This is a genomic window from Leptospira inadai serovar Lyme str. 10 (genome assembly GCF_000243675.2).
Lineage (GTDB): Bacteria > Spirochaetota > Leptospiria > Leptospirales > Leptospiraceae > Leptospira_B > Leptospira_B inadai.
Window position 1 is genome coordinate 13162 of record NZ_AHMM02000016.1, and the last position, 16295, is coordinate 29456.

General features: G+C 45.2%; 17 protein-coding genes. 7 read left to right on the top strand and 10 right to left on the bottom strand.

Features of this window, described 5'->3' with window-relative positions; all coding sequences use genetic code 11:
- Nucleotides 1–2 precede the first annotated feature (2 nt).
- A complete protein-coding gene (locus LEP1GSC047_RS08490; protein ID WP_039934478.1) occupies nt 3–1067 on the top strand; it encodes a D-alanine--D-alanine ligase in 1065 nt (354 codons plus the stop codon).
- On the opposite strand, the gene metW is transcribed toward LEP1GSC047_RS08490, so the two are convergent.
- The 3 genes from metW to LEP1GSC047_RS08505 form a co-directional block, all read right to left on the bottom strand.
- Nucleotides 1064–1672 carry a methionine biosynthesis protein MetW gene (gene metW / locus LEP1GSC047_RS08495; RefSeq protein ID WP_010419968.1) on the bottom strand — a complete coding sequence of 203 codons (609 nt, stop codon included), beginning with the start codon at nt 1670–1672 and terminating at the stop codon, nt 1064–1066. The genes LEP1GSC047_RS08490 and metW overlap by 4 nt on opposite strands.
- A 3-nt stretch (nt 1673–1675) precedes the next feature.
- Complete coding sequence (metX, locus tag LEP1GSC047_RS08500) at nt 1676–2779, bottom strand: homoserine O-acetyltransferase MetX (protein ID WP_010419967.1); 1104 nt, start codon at nt 2777–2779, stop codon at nt 1676–1678.
- Between the two features lie 97 nt (nt 2780–2876).
- Nucleotides 2877–4181: an O-acetylhomoserine aminocarboxypropyltransferase/cysteine synthase family protein gene (locus tag LEP1GSC047_RS08505; protein ID WP_010419965.1), complete on the bottom strand. Its 1305-nt coding sequence runs from the start codon at nt 4179–4181 to the stop codon at nt 2877–2879.
- A gap of 383 nt (nt 4182–4564) precedes the next feature.
- Between LEP1GSC047_RS08505 and impL63 the strand changes: the two genes are divergently transcribed.
- Nucleotides 4565–6253, top strand: a complete 1689-nt coding sequence (gene impL63 / locus LEP1GSC047_RS08515) for a cytoplasmic membrane protein ImpL63 (protein WP_010419961.1) — start codon at nt 4565–4567, stop codon at nt 6251–6253.
- Here the strand turns inward: impL63 and LEP1GSC047_RS08520 are convergent.
- The 4 genes from LEP1GSC047_RS08520 to LEP1GSC047_RS08535 form a co-directional block, all read right to left on the bottom strand.
- Nucleotides 6227–7003: an RsmE family RNA methyltransferase gene (locus tag LEP1GSC047_RS08520; protein ID WP_010419959.1), complete on the bottom strand. Its 777-nt coding sequence runs from the start codon at nt 7001–7003 to the stop codon at nt 6227–6229. The two genes, impL63 and LEP1GSC047_RS08520, sit on opposite strands and share 27 nt — an antisense overlap.
- Nucleotides 7004–7005: 2 nt before the next feature.
- On the bottom strand, nt 7006–7233 hold the full coding sequence (locus LEP1GSC047_RS22130) for a hypothetical protein (protein WP_238325548.1): 228 nt from the start codon (nt 7231–7233) through the stop codon (nt 7006–7008).
- Between the two features lie 309 nt (nt 7234–7542).
- On the bottom strand, nt 7543–8367 hold the full coding sequence (fcpB, locus tag LEP1GSC047_RS08530) for a flagellar-coiling protein FcpB (RefSeq protein WP_010419955.1): 825 nt from the start codon (nt 8365–8367) through the stop codon (nt 7543–7545).
- A gap of 132 nt (nt 8368–8499) precedes the next feature.
- Complete coding sequence (locus LEP1GSC047_RS08535) at nt 8500–9792, bottom strand: AAA family ATPase (protein ID WP_020988539.1); 1293 nt, start codon at nt 9790–9792, stop codon at nt 8500–8502.
- An 81-nt stretch (nt 9793–9873) separates the two neighbouring features.
- Between LEP1GSC047_RS08535 and fliN the strand changes: the two genes are divergently transcribed.
- Nucleotides 9874–10386, top strand: coding sequence for a flagellar motor switch protein FliN (gene fliN, locus LEP1GSC047_RS08540; RefSeq protein WP_010419948.1), 513 nt, complete (start codon nt 9874–9876; stop codon nt 10384–10386).
- Nucleotides 10387–10439: 53 nt separating this feature from the next.
- Here the strand turns inward: fliN and LEP1GSC047_RS08545 are convergent, their stop codons facing one another.
- Genes LEP1GSC047_RS08545 through LEP1GSC047_RS08555 form a run of 3 tightly spaced genes read right to left on the bottom strand, consistent with a single transcriptional unit; the run spans nt 10440 to nt 12832 of the window.
- Nucleotides 10440–11375, bottom strand: a complete 936-nt coding sequence (locus tag LEP1GSC047_RS08545; RefSeq protein ID WP_010419945.1) for an SPFH domain-containing protein — start codon at nt 11373–11375, stop codon at nt 10440–10442.
- Between the two features lie 8 nt (nt 11376–11383).
- Nucleotides 11384–12310: an SPFH domain-containing protein gene (locus tag LEP1GSC047_RS08550; RefSeq protein ID WP_010419942.1), complete on the bottom strand. Its 927-nt coding sequence runs from the start codon at nt 12308–12310 to the stop codon at nt 11384–11386.
- Between the two features lie 45 nt (nt 12311–12355).
- Nucleotides 12356–12832 (bottom strand): NfeD family protein, encoded by a 477-nt coding sequence (locus LEP1GSC047_RS08555; RefSeq protein WP_020988549.1) that lies wholly within the window; start codon nt 12830–12832, stop codon nt 12356–12358.
- Between the two features lie 67 nt (nt 12833–12899).
- Here LEP1GSC047_RS08555 and LEP1GSC047_RS08560 point away from each other — a divergent pair, with 67 nt between their 5' ends.
- From LEP1GSC047_RS08560 to LEP1GSC047_RS08575, 4 genes are read left to right on the top strand one after another with little or no spacing between them, the layout of a single operon-like run.
- A complete protein-coding gene (locus LEP1GSC047_RS08560; protein WP_010419936.1) occupies nt 12900–13334 on the top strand; it encodes a heme-binding domain-containing protein in 435 nt (144 codons plus the stop codon).
- Between the two features lie 8 nt (nt 13335–13342).
- The gene (gene argH / locus LEP1GSC047_RS08565) at nt 13343–14764 is read left to right on the top strand and encodes an argininosuccinate lyase (RefSeq protein WP_020988563.1); all 1422 of its coding nucleotides are present in this window, start codon (nt 13343–13345) and stop codon (nt 14762–14764) included.
- Entirely contained in the window at nt 14761–15633 is an 873-nt protein-coding gene (locus LEP1GSC047_RS08570) for a peptidylprolyl isomerase (RefSeq protein WP_010419932.1), read from the top strand. The genes argH and LEP1GSC047_RS08570 overlap by 4 nt, the downstream gene beginning before the upstream one ends.
- Nucleotides 15630–16250 carry a hypothetical protein gene (locus LEP1GSC047_RS08575; protein ID WP_010419930.1) on the top strand — a complete coding sequence of 207 codons (621 nt, stop codon included), beginning with the start codon at nt 15630–15632 and terminating at the stop codon, nt 16248–16250. The genes LEP1GSC047_RS08570 and LEP1GSC047_RS08575 overlap by 4 nt, the downstream gene beginning before the upstream one ends.
- The last annotated feature ends 45 nt before the right edge of the window (nt 16251–16295 follow it).

The following is a 16295-nucleotide window of genomic DNA, read 5'->3' on the forward strand; positions in this document are numbered from 1 at the left end:
GTTTGTTAAAGGTAGCTGTTTTATACGGAGGAACGTCCACGGAGCATTTGATATCCCTGAGGACAGGCGCGTTCATATGTAGGACATTGGCCGCCATGGGACATCCGGTCAAACCCATTCTTATCACAAAGGATGCTAAGTGGGTAATCCCTAGTGAATATCGGATTCTTTTGCCGGAAGGAGAACCGACCGATTCGCTTTCTTACCAAAAAGAGTTCGAACAATTAAACGAATGCGTTGCCTCTTCATTTTCAAGTCTAGATTGCGATATCGCCTTTCTGGGACTGCATGGAACGTTCGGAGAGGATGGATCTCTCCAAGGATTTTTGAAGGTTCTCGGGATTCCATTTACCGGTTCGGACGTAATAGCATCCGCCTTAGGCATGGATAAAATTAGAGCAAACCGGTTGTTTCAAGTTGCGAATCTAAGCGTGGCACCTTTTTGGGAACTGAAAAAAGAGGAATACTTGGCTGCGCCGACTCGGGTCGAATCGCTCGGATTGCCATTCCCATTATTCCTTAAACCGGTCGAGGGTGGTTCCAGTTATCATACTTATAGGATTAATACACGCGAAGAGCTAGGCCCAAAACTATCCGAGTTCTTTGAGCACGAAGATCATGCTATATTGCAAAAGTTTCTATCGGGAACCGAAGTATCCTGCGGAGTGTGGGAAAAGAATACAAACGGAAATAAATCCATTCTCGCATTACCTCCCACTGAAATTATTCCCGGCGGAGAATTTTTTGATGTCGAGTCCAAATACAAATCCGGATTGTCCCAAGAAATTACTCCGGCACGGTTACCGGAGTCGATGATTCAAAAAATACAGAATCAGTCGATTCTCGCGCATAAAACGCTAGGTTGTGAAGGATGTTCCAGGACGGATTTTATCGTCGTGGAGGGAGAGCCGTATATCTTGGAAACGAACACTCTTCCGGGAATGACCGAAACCAGCCTACTACCGCAGCAGGCAAAAGCGGCCGGAATTTCGATCCAGGAAATCTATAGATCGTTAATCGACCAAGCATTGGAGCGAGCGGGAAAAATTCCCGTACAATCAACTTAACGAATTTGGAATAGAGCTAGTTTCGCGAAGAAATTCGGTCGAATCGTAATCTGCTTAAAATCCCGAAAGAAGGCCCTGTCTTCGACGGTAAATCCGCGAATTTGACAGAATTCTTCAAAGTCCAGTACGGAAAGGAAGTGTAAATTCGGAGTGTCGAACCAGCGGTACGGTAATAAATCCGTTACGGGAGTTTTTCCTCCCAACAGAATCTTGAATCGTACTTCCCAGTATCCGAAGTTTGCGAAAACGATGACGACCCGCTTTCCGATTCGAAGACATTCCTTAATGATATCTCCCGGATGACGGGTTTCCTGGATCGTTTGGTTTAAAATCACATAATCGAACCTTTTATCTTCGTGATGTTCCAAGCCCTCGTCGATATCGCCATGGTGTACATAAACGCCTTTTCGGATGCATTCCACGATAGCATCTTCATCCTTTTCAATTCCTTGTCCTCGGATTCCTTTTTGGCTCAATAAATAGAGTAGGTCCCCGTTGCCGCAACCCAGGTCCAATACTCTCGAACCGGGGGAGATGGCGTTTATAATGTATGCGAAGTCCGGTCTTTCTTTTAATGTAATATCGGATAAGATTCTCGAATCCATTTTTCAACTTACCGGGTTTTCCAAAAATCCACGAAGAATGTCGTCTTGCTTTTGATTCGCAAGTAGGAAGCTATCGTGACCTTCTTTACTATTCAATTCCACGTAAAAAACCCGTTTATCCGATGCCTCTAAACTTTTAACGATTTCCCTAGACTGAGCGGGAGGATACAACCAATCGGAACTATAGGATACCACTAAGAAGCGGCAGGTTGCAGGAGTCAACGCGGCGGTTAGTTCCTTTCCCTTTCCCAGGCTAAAATGATCCAAGGCCTGAGTAACATAAATATAAGAATTCGCGTCGAAACGATCCACGAAGCTTTCCCCTTGGTAGATCAAATAGCTTCCGACGGCAAAATCGGAATTAAGAAGATTTCCTCTGGGCGGATTTCTACCGAACTTTTCCCGCATTTTTTCATCCGAAAGATAGGTGATATGGGCGACCATGCGGGCTAGAGCCAATCCTTTTCTGGGTGCGTTTTCGTCGTACAAACCGTTATTCCAATTCGGGTCCGATAAGATGGCCTGGCGACCGACCTCGTTGAACGCAATCTGCATAGCCGAATGCTCCGCAGTGGAAGCTAAAATAATGCAATTCGTCAGACTTTCCGGATAGGCGATACTCCATTGTAGGGCTTGCATTCCCCCCATAGAACCGCCGGCGACGCAATACAATTTTTCCACGCCTAACTGTTCGACCAATAATTTCTGTGCTGCGACCATATCCTTGATGGATACGAAAGGAAAACTGGAACCGAAAGGTTTCCCGGTTACAGGACTGATCGTCAAAGGACCGGAAGAACCTTTACATCCTCCGATTACGTTCGAAGAGATTACGAAATATTTATTCGTATCGAATGCCTTCCCTGGGCCGATATATTCGTCCCACCAACCCGGTCGTTTGTCCGAGGAGGTATGGAAGCCGGCGGCGTGGGCGTCTCCGGAAAGAGCATGACATATTAGAATTGCATTATCTTTCCTTTCGGAAAGTTTACCGTACGTTTCATACGCGATTACGACCGGTGAAAGAACTGATCCATTGTCTAAGCGTAGGTCGGATAAAGTGACCGTTTCCGTCTTGACGATTCCGACCGATTTTTCCAGATTCATTCCTTCTTTTCCAAACTGGGAAAGCCACTCTCTCGATTCTTAGAATGGAATCTCGAGAAGTGGCTGTTTTAGACGATTTTCTTAGAGGAATTAGACGTCACACCTTTTTCAAAGCCTCGTCTAAATCGGTGATAATATCATCGATATGCTCTAGACCTACGGACAATCGAATAAACTCGGGGGTTACTCCGGCTGTGACCTGCTCTGCGGGGGAGAGTTGTTGGTGGGTCGTAGAGGCCGGGTGAATCGCCAAGGATTTTGCATCTCCTACGTTCGCTAACAAGGAGAATAACTCCAAATTGTCTATGAATTTCTTCGCTTCCGAAATTCCGCCTTTTATTCCGAATCCTAAAATCGCGCCGAAGAGATTTCGTTTATGATACTTTTTAGCCAAGGCAAAATTCGTATCGCCGGGAAGGCCGGGATAATTCACCCAGCTTACTTTAGGATGCTTGGACAGGAATTCCGCGACCTTCTGAGCGTTTATGGAATGCTGGGTCACACGAAGAGGCAATGTTTCGATACCTTGAATGATATTCCAGGCATTGAACGGGGAAATTGCGGGCCCAAGATCCCGTAAGCCTTGGACACGGGCCTTGATAATAAAGGCGATATTTATGCCTCCGAAGGGTTCAAACTTTCCGAATACTTCCCAGAATTTCAGTCCGTGATAGCTGGGATCGGGTTCGGTAAAGTTTTTGAATTTCCCGTTTCCCCAGTTGAATTTACCGGAATCGACGATGATTCCCCCGATGGAACTTCCATGTCCGCCTAAAAATTTAGTTAAGGAGTGAATGACGATATCCGCACCATGTTCGATCGGCTGGACTAGGTATGGGGAAGGGAGAGTGTTATCGATCACTAACGGAACGCCGAGTTCGTGAGCGACCTTTGCCACTCCCTCTATATCAAGAGTATCTAACTTAGGATTTCCTAATGTTTCGGCGAAGAAGGCCCTAGTTTTTTCATTCGCGGCTTTTCTAAAGTTTTCCGGATCCGACTGGTCCACGAAATGAACCTTAATTCCCAGCTTTGGGAAAGTATAGTGGAGTAAGTTGTATGTTCCTCCATAGAGAGAGGAGGAGGCTACGATTTCCTGCCCGGATTCGACGATATTCAGCAAGGCGAGAGTTTCTGCAGATTGTCCTGATGCGGTCGCTAATCCTGCAACTCCACCTTCTAACGCGGCGACTCTTTGTTCGAGAACGTCCGTAGTCGGGTTTCCGATTCTCGTATAGATATTCCCGAATTCCTGCAAGCCGAAAAGACGAGCTGCATGATCCGTATCATTGAAGACGTACGAGGTCGTTTGGTAGATCGGTACGGCTCTGGATGTGGTGGTTGGATCGGGTGTTTGACCGGCGTGGAGGGCGAGGGTTTCCGATTTATAATGTCTAGCCATGTAAATGAATCATCTCCTTTAATCATATCTAGGAGTTCGGCCCGCGAATGTCAAGAAATAATTCGTTAAATAGGAAAATAAATTCAATATAGTGGATAAATCTTCTAAAAATCCATCCTATGCAACTTATCCCTTATGGGGTACCGAATTTCTTCAGAAAAATATTTCCAAAATAAAGATAATTCAATCTCATTGGCTGGTTTTCGTTCTTGAGAATATTTTTTTCGTGTTGTGCGATCCGAATTCGATTTTGGTTAAAACCGGTGAATCCTCGTTCCGGTATTTGATTCAGATTCCGTTTGGAGTTTACGATACTATAGATACTATTCTTAAGTTTTACGAAGTTTAGAAGAGGAACACCCGGAGCTTCTCCGGGATGGAATATGAAATTAAACGCATTTACGAAAATAAAGAACGGCATTTTATACCCCGGAATCTTCCTCTTCGCAACGGTTTTATTTCCCATTCCCGGGGGTATGGATTTGCAGGCCCAATTATGGTTTCCGCCCGGTAGGCAATATATGCAACCCCCTGATCCGTTTACCTACGATGCGGGGATTAACAAATTCAATAAAGATTATTATTTTTATATCGCCCCGACTCTAAACTTAAATTTCGGCGGAGACTTCGGAATGTCTCTTACCGTGCCTGCGAACTTTCTAATTTATCAGACGCCGCCGGTCGATCCGAATGCGAAGATAGGAAGCATTCGTAAAATCGATTACGATCAAAAGAGCGAATATTTACGATTTATTAATAATATATGGTACGGAACCTTCGGTCAGTACAAACCGGGAGAGACTACCTTTTCGATCTATGCCGGAAAAATTTACGACGGGTATGTCGGTCACGGAACGATCGTGAATCGATATGTAAACAACCAGAGGATCGATAATTATAACGTGGGAGTGATGTCTGATATCAATAGCGATTTCGGCGGGGTTCAAGTATTCACGAATTCCGTTTATTCGCATGAAGTCGGAGCCGGGCGGGTATATATTCGTCCTCTGGCCGTCGCGTTCAAATTGTTTGATATTGTAACGGGTCGGTCTCCTTTATTTTCGATGCTACCAGTGGGTCAGGGGAATGTCGCGGACGAGGCCGGTCGCCGGAAGGTCTATGAGGATGCGGGAGTCGATTCGGAAGATCGGGAGAAGTATAGGGCCTTAGTGGAGGACGAAAAGACAAAAGAGAAGAAAGAGGAAATGATTCCGATCGATAAAAAACCGGAAACTGCCCAGCAAAAAATGAAGGAGTTTTTCAATCAGGATAATTTTGCGAATCGATTCGCGATCGGCTATACGACTGCATTCGATACGAAGGCTCCTACCCAGCTTTCCTTCGACACTACCGGACGCTTACGATTGGATGCGAATAATAATCCTTTAGTCCAGACTACGGACCGGTTGACGATCACCGGAATGGACGCCGAATATAAACTTTTAAGTTCCAAATACGTCGAACTCACGCCATACTACGATATCAATACGATTAAAAATCTAAACAATGCAAAGGGTACCCATTACGGAACCGTATTGCGACTCGGCGGAAAGGATATTTATTTAAAAGTCAAACCCGAATACAGGAATATGGATTCGAATTATATTCCGATGTATTTTGATAGCTTCTACGAATTGGAAAGATTTCAATCTAACGTGCTTACCAATATTCCCGAAACAAAATTACAGGCGGCTAAACTTGTGAATCCGAACGGACCTCGTTTGAAGGGGACGTTCACTTCCGTCATTTTAGCCTTTTACAGAATGTCGATCGAGGCGAACTTGGAACGCTATAACGGTCCGAATCACTCTCGAGTCTTTGTAGGAGTATATCTTCCGATCGGAAGCTTATTCATGGTATCCGGATATTATACTAAGAAGAACTTCACTCAAAATAGCGACGCATTTAAAGTCGATAATAATGCAGTAGGTGCAATCGAGGTGGCCTTGAATCTGGGAGTCGTTACGATTCGAGTGCAGGATATACGACGTTGGGTTTACAATAGCACTTCAAACACGTTTACCGCTCAAGACGAGCAGAAAATTCTATTTTCCAATTCCCTTACTTTTTAAAATAAGTTCCCATTGAGCGAGTAGAAAAGCCAATGCATTTTCGCTCCTAAGTATCGCGGAAGATACTTTTATCGGAGACGCTCCTAATTCCCGAAATCGCTTCCTTTCTTTTTTGCTCCATCCCGGCTCGGGTCCGAGTAGAAAGCCAGCATCCGGAATATTCGTCCGGGTCGAGAGTAGCGATTCGAGGGTGTCGCCTTTACGATCCAAATAGAATAGAGAGCCGGAAAAATCCGGAAGCACGTCGTAAAATTTTGCCTTGGATACGATTCTTTCTTTCGCCGAGGGGATAGAAAATCCTAAGGAAACCGAAGGTTCAAATACGTTCCATCCCTGTTCCATTCCGAGCCTCAGTTCCACGCGAAAATTCTCGGATTTCCAAATAGGGGAGGTAAGGTATTCGTTACGAGATAGATCGGTCGCATAAAATTCGATGGACTCGATCCCCCAAGTTCCGGCTAAATGAAGAATTTTTTCGACGGTGGGAGGTCTTTGCACTGCGGAAAATAACGACAGAGAAGGTGTTCGCCTTTTCGGAACTATGATTTTAACGTACTTGCCCAGGATGCATCGGGGATCGAGGTGGACGATCTTGAATTTTCCTAAGGATTCGTTTAGGATTCCCGCTTTAATCGAGTCGGAAGGATTCTTATTTAAAATATTACTAATATGATTGATTCGGATCGGATCGGAGATTTTATACTTCTTATCTTCCGTTTCATTTTCGCGGGATAAGAGAAGGATATTCATAATTAAATTTCATATTGAGGTCGCTCTTCCTCTTGGGGCGCGTCCGGTACGGACGGGGTGGGGATTTGCGGTTCGGATTCTTCCATATCCGGCGGAGAGTTCCGTTCTTGGAAAATAATTCTTTCCTGAGTAAAGAAGCAAGCTCTTGCGATCCCGATTAAAATGAGAGCCAGAAGCAAGTTACGAGCGAAGCGTTGCCCGAAACTTCTCGTGACAGTATAGCGGGGCATGGCTTGCTGATAGGTTTCGTGGGAAGATTTCGGAGACTGCCATCCCAAGGATTCGTTCCTGCGAGGAAAGATTTTTTCCTTCGCCTTTCTCCATAGCTCCTCGATGAAAAGAAAAAATCCTCGCCAGGAGCGAGGATTGCTATTGTCTTCCGATCCTGATTCATATCGACCTCCCGTAAGGGAGGCCTTATCATCAGGATCAAATAAGAAGGAATGGTAGCACCGAGGGCACCGAACCGTCAACTTTCCTAGATTAACCGGGATTCGTAATTCGGTTCGGCAAGACGAACAGGGAACAATATATCTCACTTAGTATTTCAGTGATTCCTTCAGGGTATCAACGTTTTCTCTGTAATTTTCGTTACCCAACTGATCGTTATAATCGAAAATCTTAGTGAAAAGGCGATCAAAGTCGTCCAGGTGTTTTATGTAGAATTGTTTCTTAAACGCATTCCGGAGCGGGTGAGTTTTGGTATTTTCTACGCTGGTCAGAATGTATTTTCCGACACCTTTTTCACTGGGAGTTTCTCCGCGACCATATTCGGGATAGCCGTTCTTTTGGAAATAAATTTCAACCTTCTCATTATGGGCCGGTTGACCATTCGGTCCGCGATCGATGATTTCTGAAACTACCTTATCCTCGATGAGGAAGTTATTTCTATAAACTTTGCTGATAAGCTTAGCCATATTTCTGGGAGGTTCCATGCGGGGATCCGGATCATTGCTGCTTTGACCGTCAAAGTAGATTTCCACAAATTTGGCCAAACCGCCTTGAACAAGCTTTCCTTTCCCGCGCTCGTCATCCTTAATAAAATCGTAAACTTCTACACGAATGCAGTTGTTAGCCGGATCTTCTTGGTTAACGGTCGGAACACATTCATCGCCGTTTCCTTTTCCTTTAAAAAGAACGGTACGGAAAGGGAGGATTCGAACCTTCATCTTCATTAGAACCGTATGACGTGTAAGTCTCTGGTTCAGCTCGAAGATGCGCTCATCTAAGCCTTTCTCGGTGTCTAGGATTGCCGCTCCTGCTTGGAGATCATCCTTCTTTTGGCCTTGTTGGTTCTGTTGTTGGGCATCCAATAGGCCGGTTACCGCCAAAATGGCGAGGCAAAATGCGATTTTGCGTTTCATTGTCCCCTATTCCTTGGTACTTTTAATAAGCGGATTTGAACTTCTCGGTTTTACGAAAAATCCCTGTATATAGTATCGGAAAAATAGACTCCAGATTGAATGTAAGATTTACATTTTCGTGAGTTAAAACGTTTATTTTCCTGTTTTTGAACTAATTTCCAGATACAGTTCATACGGTGGGGGGACCGGTTTCAATCCTTTTTCGATCAAACTGGAGCTCCATCGCCGCTCCGTAAAATCGCAGAAGTCTCTCAAATCCCTTCCCGATTTACCTTCCAGTCTTTCCGATATCAGAATTCTCTCATTTTCGCTGAGGTGAATCGCGTAATTCCCTAAAATGGAGGCTCTTTCGGTTAAATTCGGAAGAGGGAAATAAACGGAACGATCGAATCGAGAAACTAAAGCGCGGTCTAGGTCTTGTTTGCGATTGGTGGCCCCTAAAGTCACCGATTTCTGTCCTCCCTCGAATCCGTCTAATTTTCGTAAAAGGACAGAAAGGATGTTTCTGGTCGCTTCAAATAACCCGTCGTCACGGGAGCCGGCTAAGGAATCGATTTCATCCAGGAATAGAAGGCAGGAGGGGAATAAGGCTGCAGCGTCGAAAACGTAGGCCATATTTTGGGCGCTTTCTCCATAATATTTACTTAAAATTGATTCAACGGGAACGTATATTAACGGGATTCCCGTCATGCAAGAGACAACCTTCGCCATCGTGGTCTTCCCGACTCCAGGTTCTCCCTCCAACAAAATCGCCCTAGGCTTTGTGCGCCCGGGAAATTTTCTGGTCATCTTTGCGACTTCTTCAAAGGTTTCGGGAGATTTTAAGGGGAGAATGATGGATTCTAATATTTGCTGCTTCACGTCCGCATATCCGGCGACAGCTTCAAACGTAAGCCAATCCCCTTTCTTTTTAGCTTCTTCAGGATCGTAAACTTCGATGCCGAGTCGGAGTAAAAGTTCCTTAGGGTTTTGAACCGATTCCTTCTTGGATTGCCTTAGATATCTAAATAAATCGATAGCGGCAAAAACTTCTTCCCTAGTAAAATCGCCTTTCTTAGTAATCTCGACTCGATTATGAGTTCTTCCCGAGTAAAAACGAAATTTCGCATTATCGAGAAGATTCCTTGTTTCGAAGATATTCTCGTTCAGCGCTTGGAGACAATAGTATCCGGGCTCGAAAGTATGAATTCTCAGATTTTCGATGTGATTTTTTACGATTTGTAGGCAGTCTAAAAGCTGGGACTTATCGATAGGAGGAGTGGGAAACTCCACTTTTACGTCTTTTTTATCGGGGACAAAGGATGGGAGTTCGTTCTCGGGAACTCCGGAGGAAAGTAATTCTCGTAGTAAAAGTTCCTTGGCTCTGCTAAAATCCAAATGGCCGGCGGAGGTTCCCTTGTTCGAGCTTGAATCTTCTGATTTCATAAGTTCTCCGGAAGAATTTATCTTGTAATATCCTTCGGTACTGTCGAAGAAAATAGAAAGACCCCTTGGAGGCAATCCCTTATGGGTGAAGGATCCCTTTCCCAAGACGATATTGACGCACTTTTAACCGGTGGCGGGGGTGGCGCTTCCTCCGGCGGCGGTTCTGCCGATTTTAACTTAAGCGGAGAGCTCGACTCTCTTTTGGGCGATGCAGGCGGTGGCGGAGGAAGTACCGGTGGTAGCGGTGCTCCGTCTTTTGCGGATATTGCCGCGGCGCTTGGACCTTCTTCGACTCCGGCCCCGCCTAAGCAGACCTCCAGGACGTCTTCTTCGGCTTCCAACACTGCAAATTTAAATCTACTCCTGGATGTAAATATTGCATTAACCGTCGAGCTCGGCCGCACCAATATGTTCATTAAAGATGTCTTGGCATTAAGCGAAGGTGCGGTTGTCGAATTGGACAGCGCAGTCGGAGAAGATTTGGATATTTTGGCCAACGGTAAACTGGTAGGAAAAGGGAAGCTAGTCGTGCTCGACGACTATTACGGGATCAGAATTACCGAGATCGTCAATCCGGAAAGGAGATTGATGTAATCTCTTTCAAAAGGTTCGGAACCCCGGAGAAAATCCGGGGTTCCGATGGATTTCTATGCTTTCGACTCTCCGCCTAAAACAGCTTTCATTACGGATTTAAAATTGGAAAGATTCAAGGGCAGGACGAGATCCGTTCCTTCCTGTCCGAGTTTCTCTATCTCTTTAATAAATCGCTGGGCAATTCTAAGTTTTACGGCTTCTTTGCCGCCCGTACTTTTGATCGAGGATGCTAGGAGGGTGATACCTTTGGCGGTTGCCTCCGCTATCGATTCGATTTCCGTTGCCAAGCCTTCCGCTTCGTTTATGCGTTTCTGCTTTTCTCCCTCGGATTTGTTGATCGCTTCCTCTTTCACGCCTAAAGATCGATTGATTCTGGAATCCCGATCCCCTTCCGAGAGTGAAATTTGAGCCTTCTTGGTGATTTGAGCTTTTTTCTCCCTTTCCATCGCTTCTATGATCGATTTCGGAGGAGTAATGTTTACGATTTCATATCGATTGACTCGTACTCCCCAGGGTTCGGCGGCTTGGTCAAGGACTTCTAGGATTTTACTGTTAATCACTTCGCGCGTCTCGAAAGTCGTATCCATATCCATGGTACCGATAATCGCACGCATCGTAGTTTGCACGAGTTGGGTGACTGCAAATCTATAATCGTCGATTCCGTAGCTGGCTCTTTGAGGATCCAGGACTCTTAAATACAAAATACCGTCCATCTCAACCTTGACGTTATCTTTGGTAATACAGGTTTGCGGCGGAACGTCGATAGCCTGTTCCTTTAAGGTATGGTAGTACGAGTCCTCGTCTATGAAGGGAATCAGGATATGAAATCCTGCATGAAGAGTTCTGCTATATCGACCTAGCCGCTCCACGATGATACATTCTTGAGCAGAGACGATGCGAATGGATCGATATATTTTATAGGCAAGGTAAAGAGTAAACGCAAACCAAAAGATTCCCGTAAACGCGTATTTAAAACCGCTTAATTCCATACTCGTCTTTACTCCTTGGTCTCGGCGATATTCGGTAATTTGTTCGTCACTTTGGAGAAACCTTCGAAAAAGCTGACTACGCCCGCAATCTCGGTGGGTAGAACGGTCGTTTTCGCCTTTTGCAGGATTTCACCCAACCCGGTGAGGTAGTCTTCGGTGATTTGTAAATTGACGGCTTCGGGACCTCCGTCTTTTCCGATAGAGTTAGCGATGAGCTGGATTCCTTTTGCCTTAGCGGTTGCGATTAATTCGATTTCCTGCGCCTTTCCTTCCGCCTCGTTTACTTTTTTGATTTTCTCTCCTTCGGAAAGATTGATCGCTTCCTGCCGCTCTCCCATCGAGCGATTGATCCGACCTAATTTTTCTCCTTCGGAAATGGTGATTTCGGCCCGTTTCACTCGTTCCGCTTTTACCTGCTCTTCCATTTCGTGCAAGATCTCCTTTGGAGGAGAAATATTTTTGATTTCATAGCGAGTTACCTTGATTCCCCAGGGATCGGTGGCTTCATCCAAAGCGCGGACTACGTTCGCATTGATATCATCGCGCTCCGAAAAGGTATGATCTAAAACCAACTTTCCGATTTCGGAACGAAGCGTCGTCTGCGCCAATTGAACGGTCGCATTTCGGAAATTTTCGATTTCGTAAGAAGCCTTATAAGGATCGACCAATTTAAGATATAAGATTCCATCCACAAGAATGGAAACGTTGTCTTTCGTGATACAAGTTTGAGGAGGGATGTCCATGGCGATCTCTTTCAGGTTTTGCCGGTATCGGACCTGATCGATTAGGGGAATTAGAAAATGAAATCCTCCGGGGAGAGCTCCTCTGAATACGCCCAATCTCTCGACAAGAAAGCTATAGTTTTGCGGAACTATAATGAACGTCTTTCTAACTAGGTAGATCGCCCCGATGAAAAATAACGTAAAGTAAAACATATTGTTTCTTGAACCTCGCTTTTTGCTTCTGCTTTAAAAATACGATTAGGATTCGTCGGGTAAATCGACCGGTTTAACGATAAAGGTTAAGTTTTCTCTTTCGATGATTTCCGCTTTGCGCCCGCTGGGAATCCGTTTCGTTTTACTCACGGCGTCCCATTCTGTGCCTTGGAATAAAATTCTTCCACCCTTTCTTTCCACCAAAATATCTTTTATGACGGGAACGATTCTACCGGGACCGTCTTCGGGATTTAGTACCGCGCGCTCGCTACGGGAGGGAAAAAATCGACGAAGAGCCGCGCCTCCGAGTAAAATCAGGACTCCGGAGCAACCCGCCCAGAGTCCGGCTTGGATCCAGATATTGAATTCAAAAAAGTAAGAAAGAGAACCGACTAGAACGGCTGAAATTCCCAAAAATACGACGAAGGTTCCCGGAACGAATAATTCGGCCACCATTAAGAGAAGACCCACGCAAATCCAAATGTAACTGATCGTATGTCCGTCTTGCAGAAAGTTCATCATTCGATCTCCGTAACGGGAAATTCTACTTCCAAAATCCGTTCCCTTTCACTACGCTAGCGGGAAAACGATGAAAAGAATCGCGATTCGTCTCGGAATCGGACTATCGGTCCTGTTCTTGGGATTACAATTCATCCCGGTAGAATTCCCGTCAGGGAAGAATGCTAAGGAAATCCAAACGGAAGAAAGCGTCAAAAAGATTTTTCGCAGATCCTGCTACGATTGTCATTCAGATTTAGTGAAATGGCCCTGGTATTCGCGGATATTTCCAGTTTCACTTTACTTGATACACCATGTAGAGGAAGGAAAGGATGAGCTCAATTTTTCCGACTGGGAGAATTTAAAATCTTCCGAAAAAGCCGATCTCGCGGAGAAAATTTTAGAAGAGATTGAAGACGGAGAAATGCCTCTTTGGGATTATAAAATATTACATCCGGAATCCAAACTAGACCAGGAAGATTTGGAAACCGTTCGCGATTGGTTACAAACATATACGGAGAAGTGAGAGCATTCGTGTCAGAGAAAGCAAAACAGAAAGGAAAACTTTGGGGGGGAAGATTCAAAGAAAAAGCCTCCTCCATACTGGAACGCATCGGCGAATCCATTTCTTTCGATCGAAACTTATTTAAGGAAGACCTGCAGGGGAATCGTGCCCACGCAAAAATGCTGGAGAAGATCGGAATCCTAACGCAAACGGAATTGGAATCGATCTTGGAAGGACTCGATCGAATCGAAACGGAAATAGAATCCGGCACATTCGAATTTCGTACCGATTTGGAAGACATCCATATGCATGTGGAAAATCGTCTGACCGAACTAAAGGGCGAAGTCGGCAAAAAACTTCATACTGCAAGATCAAGGAACGATCAGGTCGCTCAAGACGTAAGACTTTATATCCGGAGTCGGATTCTTGAAATCCAAGGAGGATTGGATTCCTTATTAGAGGCTCTTTATATTCTCGCGGAAGCGAACGTGGGCACTATTATTCCGGGATATACTCATCTACAAGTAGCGCAACCGATTCGAGCCTCCCAATTTATCCTGGCGTATTTCTGGATGTTTAAACGGGATCGAGATTTCTTCCAGTTCGTTAGATCCACGAATGACGAGCTGGTTTTGGGTTCCGGAGCCATGGCGGGGGTCAATTACTCCAACGATCGCGGATTTTTAGCTTCCGAACTCGGACTAACGAAGATTTCTCCGAACTCCATGGACGCGGTCAGCGGCAGAGATCATCTTTTACAATTTTTATTCGCGAGCACTCAATGTATGATTCACGCGTCGCGGTTCTGCGAGGACTTAATTCTGTATTCCTCGCAGGAATTCGGCTTAATAAAATTGCCCGATGCCTTAACTACAGGCTCGTCCATCATGCCTCAAAAAAAGAATCCTGATATCGCCGAGTTGATACGGGGGAAAGCCGCGAGAGTCGTAGGAAATTTAAATCACATGATTACTCTCTTAAAAGGTCTGCCTTTAACTTATAATCGGGATTTGCAGGAGGATAAGTTACCTTTGTTCGACACCGTGGATACGGTTTTGATCAGCCTGGAAGGATTAGAAGCCATGGTTCGAGAAATGAAGTTTCGCCCCGAGAGAGGAGAGCGCTCCCTGAAAGAGGGTTTTGCAACGGCTACGGATTTAGCCGATTTTCTCGTGAGTCAAAAAGGGGTGCCATTTCGGACGGCACACGAACTTGTCGGAAAACTCGTGTCGGAATGTAGCGAAAGAGGGGAGACCCTCTTTACGATTTCGGAAGATGTTCGCATATCGATTTCTCCTTACTTTAAAGGAGAAGAATATTCTAATGCCGTTGCCTTGGAATTATCCGCGGATAAAAAGAACAGTTATGGCGGGACGGCTAAGGCTCGCCAGATCGAGCAGTTAAAAATCGCTCTGGATTGCTTAAAATCTTTAATAAGGATGGAGAAATGAATCGTCTCTTACTAATATCGTTACTCAGCATCGTCGTAATCGGAGCCTGCAAGAATAATCCGTATTCTGAGCAAAAATATCGCCCGGAACCGTATACCGTGGCTCAGGTGATGGTTCACCGATTGGATCAAAACTATTTGGGGCTTCCCGACAAACCGGGAATTTATGCGGTGATACAAACCAGTCAGGGTGATTTAGTCGCCGAGCTCTTCGACAAGGACGCGCCTAAAACCGTGCAAAATTTCATCGATCTGGCTCAAGGCGAAAAAGAATTTACCGCGAGAAATGGACAGAAGCAAAAAAAACCGTTTTATGACGGACTTACCTTTCATCGCGTGATCGAAGGCTTTATGATCCAGGGAGGATGCCCCAATGGAGACGGAACCGGAGGGCCGGGATATCGGTTCGAGGACGAAATCAATGCCAAGTCTCTCGGTTTGGATAAGCAGAGAGTCGGGCAGGTTCCCTATTATACGGGGCAATTGCAAAGAGTCGTGATTCAGGAAATGGGGATCAAGAGTATGAGGGAATTCGAAGACAAGAAGGAAGAGTTCGAAAAGAACTTCGAACAGGCCAAGAATCTCTCAGTCATGGAAGTACTGTATCGGCTGGGCTACCGATATAACGAAGTTGTAAATAGTCATAGGTCGATTAAAGGGGCCCTCGCGATGGCAAACGCGGGACCGAATACCAATGGATCTCAATTTTTTATCAATCAAGTCGATACGCCGCATCTGGACGGTCTGCATACGATTTTTGGTCAGATAGTTAGGGGTACCGAGGTTGTGGATAAGATCGTCGCTTCAGGGAACTCAAAATCGACCATTCGGCATATCTTGATCGTCGATCGGAGAGCCGTGAATCCATGAGTTCTGATGGGGATAAAAAAACTTATTTCCTCATCGCAAAGGAGATAAGTACTTCCTCCGGAGCGGGGGGAACGGCCAAGGTTTTAGAAGCCTTGGCTGCGCTGGATTTAGGGGAAACGGAAGAGGGATCGATTCTTGCTAACGCCAAATCAGGAGGAGAGTCCTCTCTCGATTTTGTGAAAGTTCTCAAAATCTTTCGAGTCGTTCGTAAGATTCGAGAATCCGTTAGTCAAGCGTACGAAGAGGCGATGACTCGGTATAGCAAAGTGAATTCTATGACCGGCAAGAGGCGTCCGACCGAAGACGAGGCTAAGCTTAAGCAAACTCTAATGGATTATATTCTTAAAATCGAGGGTACGTTCGAAAGGAACGATTTGGCGGACGAGTCCTTGATCAAGGAATTACATAGATTTTTTGAGAATCTAGATTCTGCGGATAAATTATCGGAAGAGAATATTTCCAGTCTGTTTATCTCGCCGAAGACTGCGTCGCTGATTTCGCCATTGCTGGAAAAAATGCAGGAATGCTACGAAGAATATGGGAAGATTCAGCCGATTCTAAAAAGATTGATCCGAATTGCGGATTATATCATCGAAGACGCTGCTCCGAGCGCCTAAGGACGACACTTTTTCCCCGCTTTAATTTCATAATAAACGAGGGTT